This is a genomic window from Myxococcus sp. CA051A (assembly GCF_013336705.1).
Taxonomy (GTDB): Bacteria; Myxococcota; Myxococcia; order Myxococcales; family Myxococcaceae; genus Myxococcus; species Myxococcus llanfairpwllgwyngyllgogerychwyrndrobwllllantysiliogogogochensis.
Genome location: NZ_JABUMS010000003.1, coordinates 409,705 through 436,003, shown reverse-complemented (window position 1 = coordinate 436,003; position 26,299 = coordinate 409,705). Strand labels below are relative to the sequence as shown.

Here is a 26,299-nt window from a genome sequence, read left to right as displayed (position 1 = left end):
GGCCCCGGAAGCCTACGCTCCCCCTCGCTCCCGCTGTCCAGTGACTCCAGACATGTTCCAGGGAGTCGTACTTTCACGGAGAGATTCGAACAGCGAGCGAAGGCGGATTCACCCAGGGTACGAAGCCTCACATGCAACCGTTGACGGCTCGCACGGCCAGGTGCGCCCGGGGCACCACGGTGACGCGGGGCGACGGCCCCTTGTGTCACTCGAACACGGCGTGGGCACCGCCCCGGAGGGGCCTAGGATGGGGCTCCACACCCCTGGAGGACGCCCATGAAGTCACTCTCACGCAGCATCGCGGTCACGCTGCTCTGTCTCACCGCCGCCTGTGGCGGCTCGGTGGAGGACCCCGGTCAGGAGCTGGGCACGACGGAGCAACACAGCCGGCCGTGCACGCACGAATCTCAATGTCCCAGCACCCAGACCTGCGTCGTGGGCACCTGCGTTCCAACGTGTGACCTCGCCGCGCCCACCGTGGTCTGCGGCAGCGTGCAGTGCTGCCCCGGGTACCTGGCACCCAACGGCAACCAGAGCAAGCCGTACTGCAACTTCGCTTGCTACGACGGGCCCTGAACCCGGGCCCTCGCTTCACGAGCCGCGCGCCCGGGTCTGTCATTGCAACGCGGGCCCGCGGCGACCTTCAGGCTAGTCCACGTCCTCTTCCAGGCCGGTGGCCGAGGGCATCTCGCCGGAGTACCGGTCGCCGTAATACCCGTGGCGGCCGTGCGCGCGCGGGGCGAACAAGCCCAGCTGGTTCGCCACCGCCGCGCCCGTCCCCAGCACCAATGCCAGCAGCACCGCGTAGGTGAGCGGCCGGCTGGGGCGCGACAGCCACGCCCACCGGCGCTCGCGGCGACGCTGGAAGCCCGGCGCCGCCACGTACTCGCCCCACGCCAGCTCTCGCATCCGCGCCGCGTCCGCCGCGCGCCCGTCCTTCGCCAGCGCGCGCGCCAGCAGATAGCGCCCCTCCACCGAGCCCAGCCGCACCGCGCAGAAACGCTCCAGGGCTTCAATCGCGCCCTTCACCTCGCCGCGCTTCAGCCGGAAGCGGCCTCGCTCCAGGTCGATGGCGCCCTGCCGGTAGCCCGCGTCCAGCTTCGCCGCTTCGTCCAACAGCAGCTCACCGCGGCGCGCGTCCCCGGAGCCCAGGTACGCCACGCCGAGGAGGTACAGGGTGTCCACGTCCTCGTCGCCCGCCTCCAGGTTGGGCTTGAGGATGTCCACGGCTTCGTCGTACCGCTTCTGCTCGACGCGGATGTCCGCCAGTTCGTGCCGCGCGCGCCGCTCGTGAGGGTTGGTGAGGATGGTCCCCGCCAGCTCGCCCGCGCGCTGGAAGCGCTTGAACATGCGCACCGGGCTGGGCAAGAGCCGCCACGTGAAGCGGTCCGCCACGAAGATGAAGACGATGACGAGGCCCAGCGACAGCAACGGGCTGCCGGTCAGCAGGGTCAGGAACATCCACAACATCCACTTGCTCATAAGCTCCTCGACATCCCTCGCGCGCGCCGCTGACTAGAGCAGCCGCGCGCAGACGGCGCTGTGTACGTCCGCGCCCTTTTCCGTCAAAGCCAGCCGCCCACCCGTAAGCGTCGCGAAGCCGTGCTCCACCAGCCGCGCCACCTCCACCCGCCGCGCTTCCACCGACTGCCCGTACCGCTCGCACACCACTTCCCAGTCCACGCCGGACACCAGCCGCAAGCCCATGGACAGCCGCTCCGCGAACAGCTCCTCCGGCCCCAGCGCCTCCCGCCCCTCCTCCGGCAAGCGGCCCGCCTCCACCTCGCCCAGGTACTTCTCCGGGCTGCGCACGTTGACGTAGCGCGAGGGCTCGGGCGTCAGCAGCATGCCCGTGGCACCCACGCCCAGCGCCAGGTACTCGCCCCCCGTCCAGTAGAGCGCGTTGTGCCGGGAGCTGAAGCCCTCCCGCGCGTGGTTGGACACTTCATAGCGGCGCAGGCCCGCCGCGCCATACACCTCGCGCACCACCCGGGCCATCTCCACCACGTCGTCGTCCGCGGGCAGCTCCAGCTCGCCGCGCTTGAGGCGCTTGGACAGCGGCGTGTCCTCCGCCAGCACCTCTCGCTCCACCGTCAGCGCATACGTGGACAGGTGCTCCGGCGCGAGCGCCACCGCCCGTCGCGCGTCCTCCTCCACCTGCGTGACGCTCTGCCCGTGCACGCCGTAGATGAAGTCCATGGACACCACCGGGAAGCCCGCCCGCCGGGCCAGCTCCACGGCGAGCTCCACCTGCGCCGCGTCGTGCGCGCGGCCCAGCGCCTTGAGCGTCTCCGGGCGGAAGGACTGCACGCCCAACGACAGCCGGTTCACCCCCGCGGCCCGATACCCCGCGAAGCGCTCCGCGTCGGCGCGCTCCGGGTTGCCCTCCAGCGACACCTCCACGCCGGGCGACACCGTCAGCCTGGCGGCGATGCCCTCCAGCACGCGGGCCACGTAGCGGGGGTGCCACAGCGAAGGCGTGCCGCCGCCCAGGAAGATGGACTCCAGCGGCTTCGAGCGCAGCTCGGGCGACGCCGCGAGCCGCGTGTCGAGCTCCGCGAGCACCGCGTTCGCATAGCGCTCCTCGGGCACCTGCTTCGCTACCGCCACCGCGAAGTCGCAGTACGGGCACTTCGCGAGGCAATAGGGGAAATGCAGGTACAGCCCGAAGCGGGCCGCGGCCATCCCCGTGAGCGGGTCCACTGGTGCGTCGAACGGCATGAGGGGCAAACCTTTACTTCCGGCCCTTCAATTGCGCTTCGAGCTTCGCGATCTTCGCCTTGTAGCCAGCCGCCGCTTCGAGCGCCGTCTCGGCCGCCATCAGCTTTCGCTTCAGGTTCGCCGCGTCCGCCTTGAGCCCCTCCCGCTCGGCTTCCCAGTCGCCGGAGCCGCCAGCGGGCTTTCCGCTCGCCTGCTTCTCGAGCTGGACAAGCTTCGCTTCCAGCGCCGCGCGAGCCTCCTGCTCCGTCCGGAGCGAGGACTCCGCGCGCGTCAGCTTCGCCTCCACCGCCGCTCGCGCCGCGTCCGAGTCCTTCGCCTGCCCCGCCTTCGCGCCGCGCGACTCCTCCAGCGCGGCCTCCGCCCGAGCCAGCTTCGCTTCGAGGTCCTTGAGCTTGCCCGCCTGCGAAGACTCCGCCTGAGACAGCTTCGCTTCCGTCGCGGACCGCGCTGCGTCCGCGTCCTTGAGCTTGCTCGTCTGCGCGGCCTCGACCTGCGTCAGCTTCGCTTCGGCGTCCTTGAGCTTGCTCGCCTGCGCGGCCTCGGTCTGCGTCAGCTTCGCTTCGAGGTCCTTGAGCTTGCTCGCTTGCGCGGTCTCGGTCTGCGTCAGCTTCTCGGCGGCCGCCTTCAGCGCGCTCGCTTGCGCGGCCTCGGTCTGCGTCAGCTTCTCGGCGGCCGCCTTCAGCGCGCTGGCCTGGGCGGTCTCGGCCTGGGAGAGCTTCGCTTCGAGGTCCTTGAGCTTGCGCTCCTGCGCGGCCTCGGCTTGCGCCAGCTTCTCGGCGGCCTCTTTCAAGGCACTCGCCTGCGCCGCTTCGACCTGCGCCAGCTTCGCCTCGGTCTCCTTCTGCTTCGCGGCCTGCGCGACCTGGGCCGCCTGCGCCGCCTTGGTGGCCTCCGCCTTGGCCGACTCCAGCGCGCCCTCCAGCATCTTCAATCGCTGCTGGAGCCGCTCCGCCTTGTCCGCCTCCGCGCGCGTGGCCTCCAGCTCATCGCGCAGCTCCGCCAGCTCCGCCTCGGTGCCGCCCTTCCCCGCCGCCAGCGAGTCCGCGCGCGCTTCTTCTTCCGCGGCCCGCACCTGTGCGTCCGCGCGCTCGGCTTCCGCCGCCTCGCGACGCACGCGCTCCAGCGACACGTCTTCCTTCGCCTGCGCCAGCACGCCCTGCACCCGCGCCAGCTCCGCCTCGCGCTGCCCGGAGGCGGTCTCCAGCATCGACACGCGCGCGGCCAGTCCCACGCGCTCGGCGTCCGTGGTCGCCGCCTTCATCTCCGCCACGCCGACCTGCTTCTTCAGCGCCTCGCGCTCGACCTGCGCCGCCTCCAGCGCCGAGGTCAACTCGGCCACCTTGGCCTCGGCCTGCTGAGCCGCTTCGCCCAGCGCCGCCGCGTCCGCCTCCATCCTGTCGCGCAGCGCCACCTGCTCGACTTCCAGCGCCTCCAGCGCCTCCTTCAGCGCCGCCGCCTCCCCTTCCGCCACCGACGCCCGCTCACCGGCCTGCGACAGCCCCTCTTCGAGCGCCTGCGCACGCTCCGTCGCGCGCGCCTCCTCCGCCTCCAGACGCGACGTCAGCCGCGCCAGCTCCGAGGCGCGCCCCTCCAGCGCCTGCCGCAACACGGGCAGCTCCGCCGCTTCCGTGGTGCGCGCGGTGAGCGCCGCTCGCAGCCCGACGATTTCGGCGTCCTTCAGCGCCAGCGCCTTCTCCAGCTCGGCCGTCTGGCCCTGGAGCGTGCGCAGCCCTTCCTCCACCACCGCGAGCTGACGGCGCGCCTCGTCCCGCTCCTGCTCCAGCGTCTGCGCGCGTCCCTGCGCCTCTTCCAGCGAGCTCTTGGACCAGTCGCTCTCGCTCTCCACCGCGCTCAGCGCGCCCTGCGCCTCCGCGAGCGCCGTCTCCAACTGCCCCGCGCGCAGGCTCAGCGAGTCGCGCTCGCCCGTCATCTCCTCCAGCTCGCCGCCCAGCCGCTCCACGTCCGCGACGACCTGCTGGTACTGCTCCTGGACGGCCTCCAGCGCGCCCTGCGACTCGGACTTCTCCGCCGCCAGCTCCGCCACGCGGTCCTGCGCCAGCGACAGCGCCTCCTTGGCGCCCACCAGCTCCTCGGCCACCGCGCCCCGCGACTCGCGCTCGTCCTGGAGCTCCGCCGTCAGCCGGGGGATCTCCGACTCCACCTCCGCCAGCGCGCGCGACAGGTCCTTGCGGTCCGCCTCCAACGAGGCCAGCTCCGCCTCCAGGCCGGCGAGCTTCGCCTCAGCCTCGGCGGCGCGCTTCTCCGCGCCCGACAGCGCCTCCGACGTCTGCACCAGCTTCGCGGGCGAGTCCTTCACCGCCAACAGCTGCGCCTTCGCCTCCGCCGCTTCCTTGCGCAGTTGGGTGAGCGACTGCTTCAGCCCGTTCACCTCCCCGTCGCGCTCCGCGTACAGCGTGCGGGCGCGGGCCAGGGTCTCCGTCTTCTGCCGGACCACCGCCCGGAAGTACTCCAGCTTGTCCTCTGGCGAGCCCCCCATGGGCATCCGGGGCTCGGACGCCTCGTTGAAGGGGTCATTGCCGGGCACCCGCACCGCCCGCGAAACCGGGGCCGGGGTGGCCGCGGGCTTGGACGCACCCGTGCCCACCGACGCGGAGACCGCGGAAGCGGCCGGACGGCGAGGGGGCAGAGGGGGCGGGGCAGCGGGCGGTGGCGCCGAGGGCGGGGGCTTGGGCTGGGGCCTGGAGGGGGCAGCGGCGGTGGGGGCGGGGGGGGCCGCTTGGACGCCAGTGTCCTCCAGGTCCAGGCTGTCGCGCAGGTCCGCGAGCGGATCCACCTCTTCCGGAGGTGACGGCATGGGCATTCGCAGGTTACCGCCCGGCGGCGCGGCCTACCAGGGACGCGTGACGAGACAGGTCGGTTCGGGCTCCTGGACGCTGGGAGGCCGCACGGACCCCTCGACGCCGGGGCCCCCGGGCGTTAGCCAGTGGGGGAAACATCACACCTCGCCTTGCCCTCCTGGGGGGCGAGTGCCAGCTTCGGACGCTCCTATATGGCCATCCGCTACGCGCTTCCCAACGGGCTCACCGTCGTCTTCGACGAAAACCACGCCGCCAAGGTCGCGGCATTCCAGGTCTGGGTCAAGGTCGGCAGCGCCGACGAGCGCCCCGACCAGGCGGGCCTGGCCCACCTGCACGAGCACATGCTCTTCAAGGGCACCGAGCGGCGAGGCCCCGGCGAAATCGCCCGCGACGTGGAGGCCCACGGCGGCGAAATCAACGCCTGGACGTCGTACGACCAGACCGTCTACCACATCGTCATCGCCAGCCAGTTCGCCCGGACGGGCCTGGACATCCTCGGGGACGCGGTGCGCCGCTCCTCCTTCGACGCCGAGGAGCTGGCGCGCGAAATCGAGGTGGTGTGCGAGGAAATCAAGCGCAGCCAGGACACGCCCTCGCGGCGCGCGTCGCGCGACTTGTTCTCCACCGTGTTCCAGACGCATCCGTACCGGTTGCCGGTGCTCGGCACGGCGGAGAGCGTGCGGAGCTTCACGCGGGAGAAGGTGCTGGAGTTCTACCACCGCTACTACACGCCCAAGAACCTGGTGCTCTCCGTCTCCGGAGACCTGAGCGAGGCGGAGCTGCGCGGGTGGGTGGACGAGATTTTCGGCGGGGACTGGGGCCGTCCGTACGAGGGCGCGGGGAAGCGTCCCGAGGAGCCCACGCCCACCGGCCGCCGCGTGCTCTTGCGCCCGGACGAGGTGAAGGAGGCCTGGCTGCACATGGCCTTCCCCATCCCCGAGGCCTCGCACGCGGACACGCCCGCGATGGACGTGCTGGCGATGATTGTCGGCCAGGGTGACGCCTCCCGCCTGACGCGCGAGGTGAAGCGCAAGCACAACCTGGTCAACGACATCCACGCGTTCTCCTACACGCCGCAGGACCCGGGCCTGTTCTCGATGTCGATGACGCTGCAGCCGGGCAACCTCGAGCGGGCGCTGGAGGAGGCCTCGAAGGCGCTGGCCACGCTGCGCGTGACGCCGGTGGCCGCGGACGAGCTGTCCACGGCGAAGGCGCTGCTGGAGGCGGAGGCCGTCTACCAGCGCGAGACGGTGCAGGGCATCGCCCGGAAGATGGGCTTCTACCAGTCCGGCATGGGCAGCCTGGAGGCGGAGGCGCGCTACTACGAGGGCATCCGCTCCCTCACGGCGGAGCAGGTGCGCGCGGCGGCGGAGAAGTACCTGCGCTTCGACCACGCCACCGTCACCGGGCTTCTGCCGCACGGCACGACCTTCACGGAGGACCAGGTCCACGCGGTGTTGGACCGGGTGGAACGCGGCCCCGTCGCCGCGCCTCCGGAGCGCAAGGCGAGCAAGGTCTCCGTGGGAGAGCCTTCGTTGCGCCTGGGGGCCAAGACGAAGGGCCCCAGCGAAATCATCACGGAGAAGCTGCCCTCGGGCGCGACCATCATGGTGCGCGTGGAGCCCGCGGTGCCGCTGTTCGCCATGCGCGCGGCCTTCATGGGCGGCCTGCGCTACGAGACGTCCGCCGACAACGGCCTCACCACGCTGCTGTCGCGCAGCCTGACGCGAGGCACGCCGACGCGGGACGCGGAGGAGATTTCGCAGCTCGTGGACATCTACGCGGGCAGCATGGGCGGATTGAGCGGGCGCAACTCGGTGAACCTGCGGGGCGAGTTCCTCTCGCGCCACTTCGAGTCGGCCTTCCGCCTGTTCGCGGACACGCTGTCCAACCCCTCGTTCCCCGAGGTGGAGGTGGCCCGCGAGCGCGCGCTGATGCTCCAGGACATCCTCACCCGCGAGGACAAGCCGTCCAGCCTCGCGTTCGACCTGTTCAACCGGACGCTGTACCGGACACATCCGTACCGGCTGCCGACGCTCGGGGAGAAGGAGTCCGTGGAGGCTTTGGGGCCCGAGGCCCTGCGCGCGTATCACGCTCGCTACATGGACCCGTCCCAGCTCACGCTCACCGTGGTGGGTGACGTGAAGGTGGACGAGGTGCTCGCGCTGGCGCGGGAGTACTTCGGGGCCTCGCGAGGCAAGGCCGCCGCCGCGCCGAAGGTCACCGCCGAGGGTCCGCTGGAGGCCGCGCGCCAGGAGAAGCGCGTGCTGGCCAAGGCGCAGTCGCATCTGGTGATGGGCTTCCGGGGGCTGCGCATCAACGACCCGGAGCGCCACGCGCTGGAGACGTTGTCGGGCGTGCTTTCAGGGCAGGGCGGCCGGCTCTTCGTGGAGCTGCGCGACAAGCGCTCCATGGCGTACAGCGTGAGCAGCTTCGGCGTCGAGGGCATCGAGCCGGGCTACTTCGCCGCGTACATGGGCACGAGCCCCGAGAAGGTGGACGCGGCCCTGGACGGCATCCGCGCGGAGTTGAAGCGCATCCGTGACGAGCGCATCCCCGAGGAGGAGCTGGAGCGGGCGAAGCAGAACCTCATCGGCACGCACGAAATCGCGCTCCAGCGAAACGGCGCGCGCGCGGGGATGATGGCCATGGACACCGTCTACGGGCTGAACCTGGACAACTTCCTGCACTACGCGGAGCACATCGCCGCGGTGACGTCGGACCAGGTGCTCGAGGTGGCGCGTCAGGTCATCGACTTCGACAAGAGCGTGCTCACCGTCGTCGGTCCGTGAGTCGCGGGCCCGCCCTCTTCCACGAGGGTGGGCCCCGCGTCACGCTGAACTCATCGGAGCCTCAGGGGCCCGCTCTCTCGCGAGGGTGGGCCCTTTCGCATTCTCGCTCCGGGCTCGCGGGTGACCCGTGCTGACTCAGAGGTCGGTGCCTGGCATGGGTGGAGAAGGCGAAGGCTTCGCTTCCGGCTCGACGCCTGTCCCCAGTGAGAGCGCGGAGTCGATGGCCTCCAGCAACGGACCCGCCGGAGCCCCCGGCAGCGTCGTGCAGGCCCGGACCAGCTCCCGCTTGGTGCGAAGCCGGTTCGGATGCGTCTTGGCCTCGCGGGCCAGCGCCTCCGGGTCCACCGGCGCCGCCAGCAGCGAGGCGCAGGTGCGGAAGGTCTCCATCCGCGAGCGGTCCTCGTCATGGAGCAGCACCGGGGCTCCGTCCAACAGCAGGCCCGAGAAGCTCATCGTCCGCATCTCGTCGGCGCTCAGCACCAGCGCCCCATTCAGCGTGGCACGCGGCTCGGGCGGAGGGCCATTGCCGCCCGCCAGCTCCACCACGCCATCAGCGGGCTGCGGCTGACAGGGCACCTCACGCAACGCCACCATCTCGTCGGCCTTGCGCGTCTCCTTCGTCTCGCCGCCCCGGTGGAGCTGGATGATGCCCGCCACCACCGCGGGCACGCCCAGTGACAGCAGCACCACGCCCCACGTCGTCGCCACATCGCGACTGGGGGCACCGTAGTGGCCACTCCGGTCGATGGAGTCCTTGTCCGGTGTGTTGGAGAAGAGCGTGCGCCCCAGCACCAGGAAGCCACCCACGGCGGTGAGGACCCCCCCCGAGCTCACCGCCCCCGCCGCGCCTGGCGCGGAGCGGGTGGTGATGATGTCCTCGGTGTACTCGGCGTGTTGTTCGGTGCGGCAGATGTCCGCCGTCAAGAAACGCAGGGAGAGCTGGGGCCACCGCACCTCCGTGCGCGCGAAGGGCATGCGCTCCCCGAGCTGCGTCTCCTGGAGGTACGTGCGCAGGACGGGGCCTCGCTCGGTGCGCCGCTCCATATCCAGGGGCGTACACCCCACCGACAGCACCAACGCCGACGCCACCCACCGCTTCATGGCACTTCCCCCCGGAAAAAGGTCGTCACGTCCGGACAGTCCACGAGGAACCGGGCCGAATCCCCACAGGTGGGCGTGCGCCCCGGGGTGGTCCCCTCCCGGATGAGTGGCACCCGGCAGTCCAGGACCCGCTCCCGAGTGGGTACGGAGAAGGTGAAGTCCTCCGAGCCGCAGCCGGTCCGCTCCAACAGGGTGGCCTCGCAGCGGGTGTCCACGGCGAGCTGCTCGGCCACGCCGGGACAGGCCGACGTCTCGCAGAGGCGGTTGACGACATCCCGACAGACGGCGGCGTCGGGCGCTTCTGGGCCGGAGCAGGCGGTCAGCCAGGCCAGCGGCCACAAGATGAACAGGTGTCTCACGGCGCTCCCACGCTACGCACGGCGCGGTAAAAGGGCCCGCATGTCCCAGACCTATCTGTCACTCACCGTGGAGTTGCCCGAGGAAGCGTCCGAGGCCGTACAGGACCTCCTCCACGAGTCCGGTGCGCTCGGCCTCGAGGTACGAGACCGGGAGACTCCCCCCATGCCCGGCGTGAAGGCTCCGCCGGTGGGCGAGAACATCATCATTGGCTACTTCGAGGACCGCGAGACGGCCGAGGCCGCCCGCGAAGAGGTCGCCGAGTCCTACCCCTCGGCCCGGCTCAGCCTGGACGAGCAGCCCCAGCAGGACTGGAGCAACGAGTGGAAGTCGCTCATCAAGTCCGTCCATGTGGGCCGGCTGTGGGTGGGGCCGCCGTGGGACGTGGGCAATGCCCCCGCCGGGGCGGTGCGACTGGTGATTGAGCCGAAGATGGCCTTCGGCACGGGCGACCACCCCACCACGTCGCTGTGTCTGGCGGCGGTGGATGCGTTCATGGCGGACCATCCGGGCGCGAGCGTCCTGGACGTGGGCACCGGCACGGGTGTGCTCGCCATCGCGGCGAAGAAGCTGGGCGCGGGGCGCGTCGTCGCCACGGACAACGACCCGACGTCGGTGGAGCTGGCGCAGGAGAACCTGGCGGACAACGGCACGCCCGACATCGACGTGTCCGGCAAGGAACTGACGGCGGTGGAAGGTACGTTCGACCTGGTGCTGGCCAACATCCTCGCCAACACGCTCATCGAGTTGGCGCCGCTCATCGCGCTCAAGGCGAAGGACCGGTTGGTGCTCGCGGGCGTGCTGTCTCATCAGCGCGCGGACGTGGAGGCCGCATACCGCAACCAGGGCTTCACCGTGCTGCCCGGTGCGACGCAGGGCGAGTGGGTGCGCATCGATTTGAAGCGCTGAAGTGCCCGAGCGAGGGCTCGCGTGCGGCGACCACGCGAGCCTGGACGTACGGCGCCCACGAAGCGCCGCCTCGGGGATGTGGCTCGCGCGATGCCCCCACCGGCGAGTGGGATCCTTCAGGGATGTGGCTCGCGCGGCGTCCTCACCCGCGAGTGGGCTCCTTCAGGGATGTGGCTCGCGCGGCGTCCTCACCCGCGAGTGGGCGGCTTCGGGGATGTGGCGAGACTCCTCGATGCGGAGTGGGCACGACAGCGTGTGGCCACGCGCCCGCGCGCGCGGAGGGTTACTCGACGGTCGGGCGCTTCACGAGCCGCAATTCCTTGTCGAGTTCCACGACGGCGGAGCCGAGTCCTCCGCTCTGCGAGCGCGAGTAGCGCACGTCATCAATCGTGACGCGCCACCCGGCCTCCGTCTGTGCCACCTGATACGTGGGCAAACGCAGCCAGTTGGCGAGGCCACGCAGATGCGGCGCCGCGAGTGCGGCCTGGATGACGGGCCCGGGGTTCGGCTCGCGAGGAAGCGTCGGCCCGCTCATTTCAAGATGCTCATCACCGCCGCGCAGGAAGTCCGCGCGAACGAAGTGGTAGCGGTCCGGCCCCAGGGCGATGAGGTCTCGCACGAAGGGATTCGCGGGCACCGGCCCCGCGATGACGCGCTCCACGGAGTGCCCCCGCGCCTTCAGCCACTCCTGGGCCCTGGGCGCGGCGACCTGGGAGCCCAGCAGGATGGCGCCCAGATAGAGCACCAGTCCCACGCCGCACACCGTGGCCACGCGCTGGGTGGACACCACCTGCGTGCCCTTCAAGCGCAGCCAGAGGATGGCCGCGACACCCACGGCCCAGAGCACCTTCGCGGGCCAGGGAACGAAACCTGGAATGGTGACGAGCGCGGTGGTGGCCACGCCCAACACGAGCCAGCCCGCGACGGACTTCCGCGTGCGCGCATCCGCCATGATGACGGCCGCTCCCGCGAGCAGCCAGACCCACGGGTCGACGATGAACAACGTGTCTCCGTAGAACCACGTCCCGTCGAACGGCATCAGCAGCCGCACACCATAGGTGTTGAGCCAGTCCAGCGCGGGATGGCTCAGCACCGACACCGTGGACAAGAGCAACAGCGGCCCCACGCGCGCGGGAGCCAGGTCTGGCCGCCGGCGCCTTCGCACGAAGCGGTCCCACAACAACATCAGCCCCGTGAGCACGAAGGGCCAGAGCGACAGCGCGAGCACCCCATGCGTCCAGCCTCGACGCCAGTACAGCGACGCGTCCGAGCCCGCGAGGGCGAAGACCGCATCCACGTCCGGGAGATTCGCGCCGATGACGAGCGTAGCGGTGGCCAGCGGCGTGTAGCGCTTCAGCCCCGCCTCCGCCATCCAGGCTCCGACCAGCGAGTGAGCGAGATTGTCCATCCGTCTTGAGGGTACTTCACTCCCACACGGACCTCGACACCTCGCGTCACCTTCTCTGCCCGGCACGAAAATGAGGGACGCGTTAGACAGTCGCGCCTCGAAGAACCGCCGTCCGCCCGTGACGGCCTGGAGCCTTCCATGTCCATCTCGATGTACCAGGCGTCGATTCCCGTCTTCATCCGAGCCCTCAACGTGCTCTCCACCCTGCTCGAAAAGGGGGCCCAGCACGCGAAGGAGAACGGCGTCGACCCGCAGACCCTGCTCGACGCGAAGCTGGCGCCGGACATGCTCAACCTCGTGGCCCAGGTGCAGCGCGCCAGCGACACCTCGAAGGCCACCGCCGAGCGCCTGAGCGGCGTGCCCGCCCCGCGCATGCCGGACACCGAGAAGACCTTCGACGAGCTGCACGCGCGCATCGCGAAGACCGTCGCCTTCCTGAAGTCCATCGACGCCTCGACGCTCCAGGGCAGCGAGAAGCGCACCGTCACGCTCACGGCGGGGGACTACAAGCGCGACTTCCAGGGAGACGACTACCTGTTCACCTTCGGCCTGCCGAACTTCTATTTCCACGTCACCACGGCCTACGACATCCTCCGCCACAATGGAGTGCGCATCGGCAAGCAGGACTTCATCGGCCCCTTCGAGCCGCGCTGAACGTCTCTTGGGCTCCACGCTCCGAACGCGCTAGCGTCCCCGCCGCGTGGAGCCCCCACCCTCTCATCCGCCGCCCAAGCCCCCGGACGAGGTCCGCTCCCAACTCGTGGGCCCGCTGCTCGCCTACCTGCGCGCCACGGGCCTGGACCCGGCGCCCCTGGTGGAGCGATTCGGCCTGCCGCTCGACGCTGGCACCCTTCCCGAGGTCAGCGTCCCGCTCCCCACCCTGCACGCCTTCCTGGACGCGGCGGAGGCCCTCTCCCAGGACGCCTTCCTCGGACTCCACGTCGCCCAGCGCGTGCCGCGCGGCAACTACGGGCTCGTCGAGTACATCGCCCGGGCCTCGCCCACGGTGCGCGACACCTTCCGCTCGCTCGCGCGGTACATGGCGCTGCTGGAGCCCGCGTGGCTCGCGTCGTTCACCGACGACGCGGACGGCGGCGGCACCTTCGCCTACGGCATCGCCGGAGCCCCGCTCGCGTACGGCCGTCACGCCAGTGAGTACGGCCTCGCCCTCTTCACCCACGTCGGCCGCCAGCTCACCGAGCGCCCGTGGAAGCCTCGCGCCGTCGCGTTCGCCCACCCCGCGCCTCCAGACATCGCGCCGCTGGTGGAGCACTTCGGCGTCACCCCGACGTTCGGCGGAGGACGCAACGCCCTCTCGCTGGACGCCACCGCGCTCGACCTGCGCGTGGTGGGCGCGGACCCCGCCCTCCTCTCCGTCCTGGAGCGCGCCGCCAGTGGCGTCAGCGCACCCACGCCCCCGGCTCCCCCGGACGCGCCCGGCTTCGTCCAGGCCGTGCGCGACGTCATCCGCGCCTCGCTGCGGGACGGGGCGCCCCAAGTCAGTGATGTGGCCAAGGGACTCCACGTCAGCCCCCGCACCTTCCAGCGCCGACTCACGGAGCTCGGCACGTCATTCCAGGACGAGGTCGACGCGGTGCGGCGAGAGCTGGCCTTCCAGTACCTGCGCGACGCGAACCTGGGAGTGAGCCAGGTCGCCTTCCTGCTGGGCTACTCCGAGCTGAGCACGTTCGACCGCGCCTTCAAGCGGTGGACGGGAATGACGCCGCGCGTCTGGCGCGAGAGCACCGAGCGGCCCTGAGTCCCGCGCGGTGGGAGAGGTGCGGGGCAGCCGACCCGTGGCGTCTTCGGCCAGGAGATTGGCGTGCGCCGCCAGGACACCCGTCACGACTTCACCTAACTTCCCAAAAAGCCCCTACCCCCGTCCGGAGGACGTCATGCTCAAGCCCCAGGTCGCCGCCCTCTTCGATGATTACTACTCGTCGCATCAGCACCCCATCAACCGGCTGACTCACAAGGTCGCCATCCCCGTCATCGTGCTGCACATCATCGCGATGCTGGACTGGGTGAAGCTCGTGGCCGTTCCCGTGCTGCCCGGTGGTGTGTTGACGCTGGGCATGGTGGCGCTGGCGCTGACGGCCATCTGGTACCTGCGCGCGGACGTGAAGCTGGGCCTCGTGGTGGTGGCGTTCATGGCGGCCTGTTTCCCCATCGGCCGGCTGATGCCCACGTGGAGCGTGGTGGCCATCGCCGTGTTCGGCTGGCTCATCCAGTTGGCGGGCCATGCCGTCTGGGAGAAGAAGTCCCCGTCGTTCCTCACCAACCTGGTCCACGCACTGGTGGGTCCGCTGTTCTTCGTCGCGGTCCTCTTCGGCGACTACGTCATCAAGCCCCAACCCCAGGCTGGCGCCCCGGCGCGCGCCTGAGCACCGCTGTCCCCACGCCCCCATGAGCTTCGCCGACAAGCTGCGCGTCTGGATGCCCCTGCACGAGAACCGCGTCAGCCGCGCGGTTCATTTCCTGGGCGCGTACATGTTCATCTTCGCCCTGCTCGTGCCGCTCGGCCTCGTGCGGTTCTCCGTGGGTGGCACGGAGCTGTCGGCGGCGCATGTGCTGGTCGCCGCCGTGGCGCTCTACGCCGTCTCGCTGGAGTGGACGGCGGGCATCCTCATGAGCCTGCCGCTCATTCCCACGCTGAACGCCGCGCTGGGAGTGGGCCACCTGCCGGGCCCCACCGTCGCCATCGTCGCCGTCTCCGTCATGGTGGTGCGCTTCGCGCTCGTCGTCGGCGCGCACATCGTCCTCGAGAAGAAGACCCACGGCCTGTCCCTCGGCGGCCCACTGCTCTTCTTCATCGAGCCCGTCTACCTGCTCACCCTCGTCCTCTTCGGGATGGGGCTGAAGCGCGGACTGCACGCCCGCGTCACGGCAGGCGGACCTCAGCCAGCGACGCTCACGGCGTGAAGCACCACGGCCGGGGCGGCACCTCGCCGGCCTCGGCACCGCGTCGCACGACGCGAAGCACCCAACGACGGAACGGCGTGTCTCTGGCCTCGGCACCGCGTCGCACGACGTGAAGCACCCAACGACGGAGCGGCGTGTCGCCGGCCTCGGCACCGCGTCGCACGACGTGAAGCACCCAACGACGGAGCGGCGTATTCGCCAGCCTCGGCACCGCGTCGAGCGAAGTGAAGCCCGCCACGACCGGAGCGGCGTGTCGCCAGCCTCGTGCTACGTGAACACACGCGACTGGCGCCGCTGCGTCGTCCGCTATGAGCCGCTCGCGATGCGCGCGGGAGGCGGCGGAACCTCGACGGGCGCACCCGATACGTGGCCGTGCAGCGCATGCACCACCACCGCCTCGCGGCGTCCCTTCACGTGAGTCTCGCCCAGCCGCCTGCCGGTGAAGTCTCCTCCTCCTCGCAGCCAGGTGCTCTCGCTCACCAGGATATCCACGCCGTGCACCTTGGTGAGCCCTTCCACCCGTGAAGCCAGGTTCACCGCGTCACCAATGACGGTGTACTCGTGCTGCTCCGCGCCCCCGAGCATGCCCGCCGCCACCACCCCCGTGTGCAGCCCAATCCCGATGCGCAGCGGTGACAGGCCCTGCAACGCCCGACGCGCGTTGAGCTCGCCCAGCTTCTCGCGCATGTCCAGCGCCGCGCGCATGGCCCGCTCCGCGTGGTCCTCGCTCGAGTCCGGCACGCCCCAGCACGCGAGCATCCCGTCCCCCAGGAACTTGTTCACGATGCCCCCTCGCGTCATCACGATGTGGGTCATCTGGCCGAAGTACTCGTCGAGCAACTCCAGCACCTCCCTCGGAGGGAGCGTCTCGCTCAACATCGTGAAGTCGCGGATGTCACTGAAGAGGATGGTGACCTCGCGCTGCACGGGCTGGAGCGACGTGTCCCCCGACTGCATCACCCGCTCCACCACCTGCTTCGGCAGGAAGCGCGAAAGCCCATCACGGCGCCGCAGCCGGAGGAACATGCTCCCCACCTCCGCGTTCGTCATCGCGATGAGCAGCCCCAGCGTCACGTAGCAGAAGACGACGAAGCTGGTGCTGGACCAGGTGCCGTGCCCGGACATGCCCGCGACGAGCGCATAGCCCACCGACGACAGTGTCGTGGACAGCAGCACATGCAGCCACGAGAAGCGCGCCACGGAGAAGACCAGCACCATGCCCATGCTCGCGCCCAGCATCCCGGCGTCGAACTGGCCCGTGCGCGCCCATGCATGCCACCCCATGAAGGCGAAGAAGCTGGTGTCCGCCACCGTGGTGGGAACCGGCAGCCACCGCGCATGACGCAGGTGCGGACGCTGTCGGCGCAGCACGAGCAGCGCGACGACGGAGAACAGCCCGTACAACACGATGGCCAGCACGCGCTGGAAGTCGTGCGGCGGAAGCGGCTCCCCGGTGACGTGGGCGATGCCGCCCTGGCTCAGCGACAGCAACGCCATCAGCGCGAGCCGAACCCAGGCCACCCGCCGCTCGCCCCGGAGCGAGCTCTCCGCCAGCACCAACTCCTCGTTGGCGCGGCTCAACGCGAAGCGGGCCACCGCGGTGTCCCTGCCTGGCACGAGGACCTCGTCGCTTCGGCCCATGAATGCGAGTCCCTTTCCTTCCGCTTCAAGGCCAGGGGCTCGCGCTCCCGGTCCACCCGTCGTCACGTCGGTGCGTCCTCCCCCACACCCGACGGGCCCGAGGACTCGCCGCGAAAGCGCGGCTCACCCATGGTGCCTCAAGTTGGAAAGCCCAGCGAGCCCTGGCGTCGGACGGCGGCTTGCTGTTGAAGTCGCCGCCTTGACGCGGGGCCTCGAGACACTCACCTCGCCCCGCTGGAGAACACCCCGTGGTCCGCCTCTTCGCCCCCATTCCGGAACCCGCGCCCGCCGAAGTGGCGCTGACGGGTGACCGCCGCCACTACGTCGTTCATGTCCTGCGGCTGGGCGTGGGCGATGCGCTGGAGGTCTTCGACGGCAAGGGGCGCTCCTTCGACGGACAGGTGACGGGCGTGGACGCGGAAGCCGTGCGCGTGCGGCTGGGCACCATGCGGCAGGCTCCCGCGCGCCGCGCCGTGAGCGTGCTCCAGGGGCTCCCCAAGGGCGACAAGCTGGAGTGGGTGCTGCAAAAGGGCACGGAGCTGGGCGCCACCGCGTTTCTTCCCGTGGACACCGTGCGCAGCGTGGTGAAGCTGGAGCCCCGTCGGGCCCAGGAGCGCACCGCGCGGTGGACGAAAATCGTGGAGGAGGCCGCCAGGCAGTGTCGCCGCGACGACGTGCCCACCGTGGACGTCCCTCGCACGCTCACCGAGGCCGCGAAGACGCTGGCCCCGGGCACGGTGGTGCTGGTGCTGGACGAGGAGGAGTCCGCGGTGCCACTGGGCGAGGCCTTCCGAGCGTCGGGCGCTGGCACGCCGGTGGCACTCGTGGTGGGCCCCGAGGGCGGACTGGCGCGCGAGGAAGTGGAGGCGCTGAAGGCGCTCGGCGCCCGGCCCGTCACGCTGGGCTCGCGCATCCTCCGCACGGAGACGGCCGCCCTGGCCGCCCTGGCGGTGATGATGCACCTCGACGGTGAGCTTGGTTAGCAGGGGGCCAGTCGAGCGCCCGTTCCACACGGGTTCCCACCTTCGGTTGCCGGTTCCTACGTTTGTGCCGTCTGGGACCTCTCGGGTCCCCACAAACAGGAGAAGGGTTCATGGGGATCATCGCATTCATCATCATCGGCCTCATCGCGGGCCTCATCGCTCGCGCCATCCTCCCCGGCAAGCAGAGCATGGGCCTGCTGGCGACGACGCTGCTGGGCATGGTGGGCTCGCTGCTCGGCGGTTTGATTGGGTCCCTCTTCACGCGGGATGGCCGCCTCTTCGATTTGCGCCCGTCAGGCATCATCATGTCGGTGCTAGGTGCCATCGTCGTGCTCCTGATTGTCGGGGCAGTGGGACGGCGCCGCGTCCACGCCTAGCGTGAGGCGTTCCACACTTGCCGTTCCCCAGGGGACAGGTGGGCGCCTGCGTTGACGAGCCCCTGACGGTTCCTCGACCAAGGGACCTCGGGGGCTCGCCACTTTTCTTGCTCCTCGCGTGCGGACGTCTTTTCATGGCACCCGCCGTAGTCAGCCCGGAGGAGTCCGTTGTCCAAGTGCATGAAGTGCGGTGCCATGCTGCCGCCCGTCGGAGAGTGCTCAGCCTGCGCCACCGCCAAAGCTCGTCCGCCCGCGGTGCCCGCGGTGCCGAGCCTGCTGGACCGTGACCTCCGCATCGACCGCCGAGCCGGCGAGCGCGATGAGGCGCCCACCATCCGGGACGCCGATTTCGTCCCGCCCTCGCCGCCGCCGTCCGTGGCGCCCCTCGCCGGCCCGCTCCCGCCTCCCGCCGCGCCCCGTGTCGCCGCGCCTCAGCAGCAGCCAGGCGTCAAGCGCCCCACGCCTCCGGGCATGACGCCCGCCGCCCGGCCCGCGCCCGCCCACCCGGCTGTCGCCGCACCTCCTCCGCCGGCCGCCCAGCCCGCGTGGGCACAGGGTGGTGGCGCGTTCGCTGCGGACGTGCCGCCCCCGCCTCCTCCGGCGCAGCCCTCCATGTCTCCCCTGACGCCCGCGTACGGCACGCCGCCGGCGGCGCGCGCACTGGCGGCGCACCCCCTGCCTGGTGTGGCCTCTCCGGCCCCCGGCCTGCCTCGGACGGCGGCTCCGGCTCCCGCGCCGGGCCTGCCTCGGATGGAGTCGGCGGCCCCCGCCCCGGGCCTTCCCCGGATGGAGTCCCCGGCCGCGGCCCCCGTCAGCCTTCCTCCGCTGGAGTCCGTGGATACCCTGCCAGGGCTTCCCGTGATGGCGGAGAGCGCGCCTCGCGCGGAGAAGCCGCGTCCCCCGTCAGTCCGGACTCCGTCTCAGCCGGGTGTCGCGGAAGTGCATGCCCGTCCCGCGTCGCTGTGGCGCCGGCTGCTCTCGTTCACCATCGACACGGCGGCCATCGCTGGCGTGGCGGCGCTCTACATCACCCTCGCCTCGTCGGTGACGGGGACGAAGGCGCCCGTGGCCGGGCTGACGGGCCTGGACGGCTTCGTCGCGTGGCTGCGCGCGCTGCACACGGTGTTGCTGCCGGGCTTTTTCCTGGTGCTGATCCTGGCGCTCGTGTACTGCGCGGTGGCGGCCTTTCTCTGGAATGGACGCACGCTGGGCCGGCTGCTCCTGGGCCTCCGCCTGGTGGACACGCATGGACTGGCGCCCGCTCCGGGTCGGGCCATCGTGCGGGCGCTGCTCGCCAGCGTCTCCTTCGTCCTGTTCCTGGGCGGATTCTGGATGGCGCTCTTTGATCGCCGTGGGCAGACGCTCCATGACAAGCTGACGTCCACTTTCGTCGTTCAACCCAGCTGATTCACCGCTTCATTGTGCCTTGCGGCCGCGGCCGTAAGATGCCGCGCCTACATGCCCGCCCGCCTCGCCCAGCTTCTCGTCTCCCGCACGCTCCTTTCCCAGGAGAAGGCGGGAGAGTTGTTGCGAATACAGCAGGCTCAGGGCGGGCACCTGGACACGGTGTTGCTGGAGCAGGGCCTGGTGAGCGAGACGGATGTACTCGCGCTGCTCGGGGACGTCGCCGGCTTCAGACCGGTGAACCTGGTCGACTTCGAGCCGAACGCCGAGGTCGCCTCCTTCATCCCGCCGAAAATCGCCGAGCGGCTCAGCGTGGTGCCGCTCTCCCTGGATGGGCAGACGCTGCACGTCGCCTGCGCGTATCCGGTGCCGAAGAAGGAGCTCGACGAGGTCGGCTTCCTGTTGGGCAGGCCGCTCGAGCTGTGGGTGGCCGCCGAGGTGCGAATCCGCGAGTGGATTTCCACCATCTACCGCCAGCCCCTGGCACCGCGCTTCGTCCAGCTCGTCGCCGCGCTGGACCCCGAGAAGCAGCTTCCCGTCACGCCCCCGCCGCCTCCTCCGCCGGATGAGTCCCTCACGGTGGAGATGGTGGAGCGGCTGGCCCGTTCGGTGGCGCGAGAGCCCCTGACCACCGAGGCGAGGCCCACGCCGAAGGCGCCGCCCGCGTCCCAGCGGCCTCCGCCGCCGCCTCCGCCCGACACGGCGGCCGCACCGCCTCCCGCGTTCGTCCGGGCGCCCCTGCGCCTGAACATGCCGGCGGCCGAGCACCCCGCCACGGCGACGCCGTCGAGGCCCGACACACGTCCGGCCCAGCCCCCCGTCCTCACCGCGACGCCCCCCATGGGCGCACCGACCCGGCCATCCGTCGGCGCACCGGCCCAGCCGCCCGTCCTCACCGCGACGCCGCCCGCCGGAGCACCGGGGCCGCGAGGCGCCCCGGCGACGGCCCCTGTCGCGCCGCCGACCCGAACCACGGAGACCACGCCCTCGACGCGTGTCGCCTCCACCACGACACCAGCGGCCCCGTCCGTCGCGGCGCCTCCGACCGCGCAGCCCGCGCGTCCCGCCGACGGCGCCCAGCCCGCCTCTCGCCCCGCCGACGGCGCGCAGCCCGCCTCTCGCCCCGCCGACGGCGCGCAGCCCGCCTCTCGTCCCGCTGACAGCGCGAAGCCCGCCTCTCGTCCCGCAGACGTCGCGCAGCCTGGTTCGCGTCTCGCCGATGGCGCGCAGCCCGCCTCTCGTCCCGCAGACGTCGCGCAGTTCGCGACGCGCCCCGCCGACACCTCGCAGCCCTCGACCCGTCCCGCGACGGCGCCGCCCACTGGCGCGCAGCCCGCTACCCGCCCGGCGACGAATCCCGCTGGAGCGCAGACGGGAGCCCCTCAGGTGTGGCCCCCGGCGCCGCCCGCGCAGCCCGGTACGGCGCCCCAGGTCTGGCCACCGGGCCCTCCCGCGCAGCAGTCCGCAGCCGACGCTCTTCCGCCGCCCACGCTCCGCTTCGGCTCTCCGCTGTCGGGAACGCGTCCGGACGCCCCCGTTCCGCTCCAGCCGCCGCGCTCGAATGAGCCCGCGTTCATCGTCTTCCCCAACCCGGGCAAGCCGTCCGCTCCGGCGCAGGCGCGTCCTCGTCAGGCCGAGCCGGAAGCACGGCCGCCCGCCTCGCCCTCCAGCCAGGACGTTCCGGACTGGACGCTGGCCCAGGCGCGCGCGGCGCTGAAGGAGTCCACCAAGGACCGCGACCGGCTGATGGATGTGGCGCTGCGCTTCGGCCGGCGCACGTTCGACTATGTGGCGGCCTTCGCCGTGCTGCGTGGCGCGGCGGTGGGCTGGGACGGTCGTGGCGAGGGCATGACGGGTGAAGGGCTCGCCCAGGTGTCCGTGCCGCTCGACGCGAGCAGCGTCTTCCGCACCGTGGCCGTGACGCGGGGAAGCTACGCGGGCCCGTTGCCTCCGGACGCGCTCACCCGACACTACCTGGAGCTGTTCGGTCGGCAGACGCCGCGCACCGTGTTCCTGTACCCGGTGGAGGTGAAGGGTCGGCTGGTGGCCATCCTCTACGGGGATTGCGGCCAGAAGCCGATGAGCCAGCGCCGGCTGTCGGACTACATCCTGTTCTGCCAGGACCTGTCCTCGGCCTTCCAGGAGCTCATCCTGTTCCGCAAGCAGCGCGTCACCGCGGAGCCGCGCGCGCCGGAAGAGGACATCTCCATCGACGTGGACGTGCCGGTCGCCGCCGCTCCGGTTCCCGCGCCCGCGGTGGTGGCGGGACTGGGCTGGGGCCCCTTCTTCGGCCGAGGCACCTCCGGCACCATGGGCCGCGCCGCCGCGTTGCCGCCTCGCGCGCAGTCGCAGGAGGAGCGCCCGCCTCCGGACTTCGCGCCGCTGCTGCGCCGACTCACCGGCCCGGACGCCGCGCAGCGCTCCAACGCGATGGTGGAGCTGGCGCGCTCGCCCGAGGCCAGCGCCCGCGTGCTCGCCCAGCACTTCCCCGGCCCCACTGCCTGGAGCCGGCTGCCCGTCGTCGAGCTGCCCGAGGCGGACGAGCTGGGACCGATTCCCGCCGCGCTGTCGCGCCTGGGGCGTCCGGCGGCGCAGGCCCTGTCGCCGCTGCTGGATTCGCAGGACGCGGACACGCGCTACTTCGCGCTGCTCACGGCGGGCAACCTGCCCTACGTGGAGCTGGTGGATGGCGTGCTGCGCGGGCTGTTCGACCTGGAGCCGGACATCTCCAGCGCCGCGCGCGTGGCCGCCGCCGCGCTCAAGCAGTTGCCCCGCCTGGACGCGGCGCTGCGTGAGCTGCGCCAGGAGCTCACCAGCCGGGACATGATGCGTCGTGCGCTGGCCGCGAGGGCGCTGGGCAGCCTGCATGACCGCGAGGCCGTCGAGGGCCTCATCCAGCTCACGAGCAGCGACGACGAGATGTGCGCCCAGGCCGCGGCGGAGGCGCTGCGTGAAGTGACGCGCATGCCGCTGGGCCTCAGCCCGAAGCAGTGGGCGACGTGGTGGCTGGAGAACCGCAGCCGCCGCCGCGCGGACTGGCTCATCACCGCGCTGCGCCACCGTGAGCTCGACGTGCGCCTCGCCGCCATCGAGGAGCTGAGCCGCGCGCTCAACGACACGCTCGGCTACTACGCGGACGCCCCCGAGGCGGAGCGCGAAGTGGCCGCGCGGCGCTGGGAAGCCGCGGCGGTGGACCCGGCCAACGCGCGCCGGCTCGGCATGCTCTGAGAGTGCCTGACAAAACAGGCAGGGAGACCGGAGGAGCGAGAGCTGCTCAACGGTCCTCGTTCGCCCACCGCGCGCGGAGGTTGGCGACCATTTTCACGGCATCGGCATCAGCGGAGGACTGAGCCATGGACTCGGCTCTTGCCAGGCACGAACGCGCGCTGTCCGCTTGACCTGACCGCCAGCGGACGTCCGCCAGGGCGAGCAGCAGGAGTGGCTCGCCTTCCGCGGTAGCAACTGCTTCTTCGTAGTAGAGCGCTGCCTGCGAAAGCCTTCCGACTTCCTCGCAGAGGAGGCCCGCTGTTCGAGCCAGGATGGATGCATTGGCGGGCCTTTCCTTGTCCGGCCGAGTCCGAGCCAGCGCGGATTCCAGGCAAGCGATGGCCTCGGCCGTCCTGCCTGCCTGGGCGAGAGCGGACGCGGTACGAAGGGGGTTCTCGTCATTCACCATGACATTCTCCTCATCAATACGGGCATCGAGTGGGAAGCCCTGCCGCAGGACGTGCTCGGCGTCTCGGGCATGACGTGTGGGCGCGGGCTCCGCGACCAGGAGCCAGGACGTGCTCGGGTGGCCCCGCACCCGTGACGAACACGGAATCGACTCGGAGCCAGGACGCCTGCCCGCTCCGAGCCGACCGCCATCCCGGACTATGCTGACGTCCGTGACACGGGCACGAGACAGAGCGTCATGACGAGCGGGATGTGGATCAGCATCATCGCCTGCGCCGGGCAGCTCGCGCTCGCGGGACTGGCGCTCGCGCGCGTGGGGCGCAGCCCGTTGGCGCTGCCCCTGTCCCTGCTGTCCATCGCGCTCTCCACCTGGAACTTCACCGGCTTCGCGCTCGAGCGTTCGGGCGAGCCGGGATGGAGGCTGGTGGGCTTCGCCGCCGCGCTGATGACGGTGCCGTGCACCCTGCACTTCGCCCTCGCCTTCGTGGGACGACGTCGCCGCTCGGCCTGGGCCATGTTCGGCACCTACGCCATCTTCGGCGCCCTGGCGATGACGATGCTCGCGTCGCTGGGGGCGCCCTCGCTGGCGGCGCGGCTGTTGACGTTGCGCTTCGGCATCTTCGTCACCGTGCTGGTGGCACCGCCGCTCAGTGCCGGCTTCGCGCTGCTCGGCTTCCACCTGCGCGAAGCACGTCACTCCGACGAGCGGGCCCGCGCGGGGCTGATGGTGCTCGGCCTGACGCTGGTGGTGGCCCTGCTGCTGACGGAGCTCGCGGTGGAGCTGGGCCTGCGGCAGGTGCCTCGCCTGGGCAGCCTGGGCACGCTCCTGGGCCTGCCGGTGATGGCCACGGCGTCGCTGCGCTTCGGACTCTTCGGTCGAGACCAGGGAGAAGGCGCTCCGCGCATGGCCCTGCACGCGGCGGCCCTCGCGGGCGTGGGCGTGCTGGCGTACCTCACCGTCTTCCGCCTCTTCGCCGCGCAGGTCGGCGCCCTCGTCGTGTTCACCACGGCCATCACCTTCGCGCTGCTGGCCGCCACGCGCCGAGGTGTCACCGCGTTCGTCACGCGCGCCGAGCGCATGGAGCGCCTGGCCACGCTGGGCCGCTTCTCCGCGCAGATGGCGCACGACTTGAAGAACCCCATCGCCGCGCTGAAGGGCGCCGCGCAGTACCTCAAGGAAGAGCACGCGCGGGGCCAGTCGTGGGCCAGCCACGGTGAGTTCCTGGACCTGATGCTGGAGCAGGTGGAGCGGCTGGGCCGCGTGGTGGACACGTACCAGCGGCTGGCACGCGTCGAACCCCTCCCCCACCCCGTGGACCTGGGGCGGCTGGTGGAGGGCGTCCTGTCGCTCCAGGCCTTCGCGAGTCCAGGTCAGGTCTCCATCGTCCGCGAGCTGGAGGCGGGCCTGCCACCCTGCTCCGGAGACGCCGACCTGCTGGCCAACGCCGTGGAGAACCTGGTGCGCAATGGCGTCGAGGCCATGCCCGGAGGTGGAACCCTCACGGTGCGCACCCTGCGGGACGGCCCCGGCGTGGCGGTGGAGGTGGAGGACACGGGCGAAGGCATGGACGTGCGCACCCGCGAGCGCGCCTTCGACGACTTCTTCACCACCAAGGCCGCGGGCAGCGGGCTTGGCCTGGCCTTCGTGCGGCGGGTGGTGGAGGCACATGGCGGCACGGTGAGTCTGACAAGCCGCGAGGGGCACGGTACGGTGGTGCGCCTGAGCCTGCCGATGGAAGTCCGGCAGGTCGGGAGTGGGACTGAAGGAGAAGCCGCGTGAGCGAGGCGTTGAAGGGGACCGTGCTGCTGGTGGACGACGACCCGGCGGTGGCCAAGGTGCTGGGAGCGCTGCTGTCCCAGGCGGGGCTGACGACGCACGCGGCGCGCGACGGGAAGGAAGCGCTCGCCATGCTGGAGCGCAAGCCCGTGGACGTGGTGGTGAGCGACGTGCGCATGCCGGGCATGGACGGGATGCAGCTCTTGAACGAGGTGGCGAAGGGCTGGCCCGACGTCCCCGTCATCCTGCTCACCGCGCACGGCACCGTGCCGCTGGCGGTGGAGGCGATGAAGGCGGGCGCGGCGGACTTCGTGCTCAAGCCCTTCGACCGGGAAGAGATTCTCTTCACCATCCGCAAGGCGCTGCTGCGAGCGCAGGGCGAGGCGGCGCACGAGCCGCTGCGGACCCCCAGCGCCTTCGTCGGTGGCAGCCAGAAGATGGCGGAGGCCCAGGCCTTGCTGGCGAAGGCAGCCACGGGCATGGCCACCGTGCTGCTGCGGGGCGAGTCGGGCACCGGCAAGGAGCTGGCGGCGAAGGCGGTGCATGACGGCAGTCCGCGACATGCGGGCCCCTTCGTGAAGCTGCACTGCGCGGCGCTCCCGGACACGCTGCTGGAGAGCGAGCTGTTCGGCTACGAGAAGGGTGCCTTCACCGGGGCGGCCACGCGCAAGCCGGGCCGCGTGGAGCTGGCCCACGGGGGCACGCTGTTCCTGGACGAAGTGGGAGACATCTCGCCCGCCGTGCAGGTGAAGCTGCTGCGAGTCATCCAGGAGCGCGAGCTGGAGCGACTGGGCGGCACGCAGACGGTGAAGGTGGACGTTCGCTTCGTGGCCGCCACGCACCAGCCGCTCGAGGACCTGGTGAAGGCGGGGCGCTTCCGCGAGGACCTCTTCTACCGACTCAACGTGGTGCCGCTCTGGCTGCCCGCCCTGCGCGAGCGGCCCGAGGACATCGAACCCCTGGCGCGACACTTCCTGGACGTCCATGCGCGGACGAACGGGAAGCCGCCCTTCACGCTCACCGCCGACGGGCTCGCGGTGATTCAAGCCCAGCCCTGGCCGGGCAACGTGCGCCAGCTCCAGAACTTCCTGGAGCGGCTGGTGGTGCTCTCGGATGGACAGACGCTGACGGGTGAAGACGTCTCGCGCGAGCTGGCTCGCCAGCCCGGACTCTCCGCCCCCGTCCTCACGCCTTCCCAGGGCACCACGGCCCTGCCTACGACTTCGAGCGCGCAGCCCGCGGGCGCCGAGTCTGGACGCACGCTGGAGTCCCAGCGCAAGGACACGGAGCGACAGGCCATGGTGGATGCGCTGAAGCGCGCGGGAGACAACCGCACGCTGGCGGCGCGGCTGCTCGGCATCAGCCGTCGGACGCTCTACAACAAGCTGGAGGAGCACGGGCTGGTGTAGCCCA

Annotated in this window: 21 protein-coding genes; 13 read left to right on the top strand and 8 right to left on the bottom strand. The window is 71.2% G+C overall.

All coding sequences use genetic code 11. The annotated features are described in order from the left end of the window. The first annotated feature begins 276 nt into the window (after positions 1-276). Positions 277-576, top strand: a complete 300-nt coding sequence (locus HUA74_RS11760; RefSeq protein ID WP_141644464.1) for a hypothetical protein — start codon at positions 277-279, stop codon at positions 574-576. A 72-nt stretch (positions 577-648) separates the two neighbouring features. On the opposite strand, the gene HUA74_RS11755 is transcribed toward HUA74_RS11760, so the two are convergent. The 3 genes from HUA74_RS11755 to HUA74_RS11745 are packed head-to-tail and all read right to left on the bottom strand — an operon-like array spanning position 649 to position 5,536. Continuing rightward, complete coding sequence (locus tag HUA74_RS11755) at positions 649-1,482, bottom strand: hypothetical protein (RefSeq protein ID WP_174454627.1); 834 nt, start codon at positions 1,480-1,482, stop codon at positions 649-651. A gap of 33 nt (positions 1,483-1,515) precedes the next feature. Next, the gene (hemW, locus tag HUA74_RS11750) at positions 1,516-2,721 is read right to left on the bottom strand and encodes a radical SAM family heme chaperone HemW (protein WP_174454626.1); all 1,206 of its coding nucleotides are present in this window, start codon (positions 2,719-2,721) and stop codon (positions 1,516-1,518) included. Positions 2,722-2,734: 13 nt separating this feature from the next. Continuing rightward, positions 2,735-5,536: a plectin 1 isoform 8 gene (locus HUA74_RS11745; protein ID WP_174454625.1), complete on the bottom strand. Its 2,802-nt coding sequence runs from the start codon at positions 5,534-5,536 to the stop codon at positions 2,735-2,737. 195 nt (positions 5,537-5,731) lie between these two features. Here HUA74_RS11745 and HUA74_RS11740 point away from each other — a divergent pair, with 195 nt between their 5' ends. Then, the gene (locus HUA74_RS11740; RefSeq protein WP_174454624.1) at positions 5,732-8,332 is read left to right on the top strand and encodes a pitrilysin family protein; all 2,601 of its coding nucleotides are present in this window, start codon (positions 5,732-5,734) and stop codon (positions 8,330-8,332) included. Positions 8,333-8,467: 135 nt separating this feature from the next. Here HUA74_RS11740 and HUA74_RS11735 read toward each other — a convergent pair whose 3' ends face one another. Continuing rightward, the gene (locus HUA74_RS11735; protein WP_174454623.1) at positions 8,468-9,433 is read right to left on the bottom strand and encodes a hypothetical protein; all 966 of its coding nucleotides are present in this window, start codon (positions 9,431-9,433) and stop codon (positions 8,468-8,470) included. Continuing rightward, on the bottom strand, positions 9,430-9,792 hold the full coding sequence (locus HUA74_RS11730; protein ID WP_141649112.1) for a hypothetical protein: 363 nt from the start codon (positions 9,790-9,792) through the stop codon (positions 9,430-9,432). Before HUA74_RS11730 ends, HUA74_RS11735 begins: the two co-directional genes overlap by 4 nt. Positions 9,793-9,832: 40 nt before the next feature. Between HUA74_RS11730 and HUA74_RS11725 the strand changes: the two genes are divergently transcribed. Beyond that, complete coding sequence (locus HUA74_RS11725) at positions 9,833-10,699, top strand: 50S ribosomal protein L11 methyltransferase (RefSeq protein WP_174454622.1); 867 nt, start codon at positions 9,833-9,835, stop codon at positions 10,697-10,699. Between the two features lie 283 nt (positions 10,700-10,982). On the opposite strand, the gene HUA74_RS11720 is transcribed toward HUA74_RS11725, so the two are convergent. Next, positions 10,983-12,107 (bottom strand): metal-dependent hydrolase, encoded by a 1,125-nt coding sequence (locus HUA74_RS11720; RefSeq protein WP_174454621.1) that lies wholly within the window; start codon positions 12,105-12,107, stop codon positions 10,983-10,985. 138 nt (positions 12,108-12,245) lie between these two features. Here HUA74_RS11720 and HUA74_RS11715 point away from each other — a divergent pair, with 138 nt between their 5' ends. The 4 genes from HUA74_RS11715 (at position 12,246) to HUA74_RS11700 (ending at position 15,029) form a co-directional block, all read left to right on the top strand. Next, positions 12,246-12,761 (top strand): DUF1993 family protein, encoded by a 516-nt coding sequence (locus HUA74_RS11715; RefSeq protein WP_141649109.1) that lies wholly within the window; start codon positions 12,246-12,248, stop codon positions 12,759-12,761. Between the two features lie 46 nt (positions 12,762-12,807). Continuing rightward, on the top strand, positions 12,808-13,866 hold the full coding sequence (locus tag HUA74_RS11710) for an AraC family transcriptional regulator (protein WP_174454620.1): 1,059 nt from the start codon (positions 12,808-12,810) through the stop codon (positions 13,864-13,866). Between the two features lie 136 nt (positions 13,867-14,002). Continuing rightward, the gene (locus HUA74_RS11705) at positions 14,003-14,491 is read left to right on the top strand and encodes a DUF962 domain-containing protein (RefSeq protein ID WP_141649278.1); all 489 of its coding nucleotides are present in this window, start codon (positions 14,003-14,005) and stop codon (positions 14,489-14,491) included. A 22-nt stretch (positions 14,492-14,513) separates the two neighbouring features. Then, positions 14,514-15,029, top strand: coding sequence for an Mpo1-like protein (locus HUA74_RS11700; protein WP_141649277.1), 516 nt, complete (start codon positions 14,514-14,516; stop codon positions 15,027-15,029). Between the two features lie 306 nt (positions 15,030-15,335). Here HUA74_RS11700 and HUA74_RS11695 read toward each other — a convergent pair whose 3' ends face one another. Next, entirely contained in the window at positions 15,336-16,670 is a 1,335-nt protein-coding gene (locus HUA74_RS11695; protein ID WP_174454619.1) for an adenylate/guanylate cyclase domain-containing protein, read from the bottom strand. 248 nt (positions 16,671-16,918) lie between these two features. On the opposite strand from HUA74_RS11695, the gene HUA74_RS11690 reads away from it, so the two are divergent. From HUA74_RS11690 to HUA74_RS11675, 4 genes are all read left to right on the top strand, one after another. Continuing rightward, entirely contained in the window at positions 16,919-17,653 is a 735-nt protein-coding gene (locus HUA74_RS11690) for a 16S rRNA (uracil(1498)-N(3))-methyltransferase (RefSeq protein ID WP_174454618.1), read from the top strand. 110 nt (positions 17,654-17,763) lie between these two features. Beyond that, positions 17,764-18,030 carry a GlsB/YeaQ/YmgE family stress response membrane protein gene (locus HUA74_RS11685; protein WP_141649274.1) on the top strand — a complete coding sequence of 89 codons (267 nt, stop codon included), beginning with the start codon at positions 17,764-17,766 and terminating at the stop codon, positions 18,028-18,030. A gap of 195 nt (positions 18,031-18,225) precedes the next feature. Next, entirely contained in the window at positions 18,226-19,437 is a 1,212-nt protein-coding gene (locus HUA74_RS11680; protein ID WP_174454617.1) for an RDD family protein, read from the top strand. A gap of 51 nt (positions 19,438-19,488) precedes the next feature. Further along, the gene (locus HUA74_RS11675; protein ID WP_174454616.1) at positions 19,489-22,662 is read left to right on the top strand and encodes a HEAT repeat domain-containing protein; all 3,174 of its coding nucleotides are present in this window, start codon (positions 19,489-19,491) and stop codon (positions 22,660-22,662) included. 46 nt (positions 22,663-22,708) lie between these two features. On the opposite strand, the gene HUA74_RS11670 is transcribed toward HUA74_RS11675, so the two are convergent. After that, positions 22,709-23,110 (bottom strand): tetratricopeptide repeat protein, encoded by a 402-nt coding sequence (locus tag HUA74_RS11670; RefSeq protein WP_174454615.1) that lies wholly within the window; start codon positions 23,108-23,110, stop codon positions 22,709-22,711. A gap of 237 nt (positions 23,111-23,347) precedes the next feature. On the opposite strand from HUA74_RS11670, the gene HUA74_RS11665 reads away from it, so the two are divergent. After that, positions 23,348-24,889 (top strand): nitrogen regulation protein NR(II), encoded by a 1,542-nt coding sequence (locus HUA74_RS11665; protein ID WP_141647114.1) that lies wholly within the window; start codon positions 23,348-23,350, stop codon positions 24,887-24,889. After that, entirely contained in the window at positions 24,886-26,295 is a 1,410-nt protein-coding gene (locus HUA74_RS11660; protein ID WP_174454614.1) for a sigma-54 dependent transcriptional regulator, read from the top strand. Before HUA74_RS11665 ends, HUA74_RS11660 begins: the two co-directional genes overlap by 4 nt. Positions 26,296-26,299 lie beyond the last annotated feature (4 nt).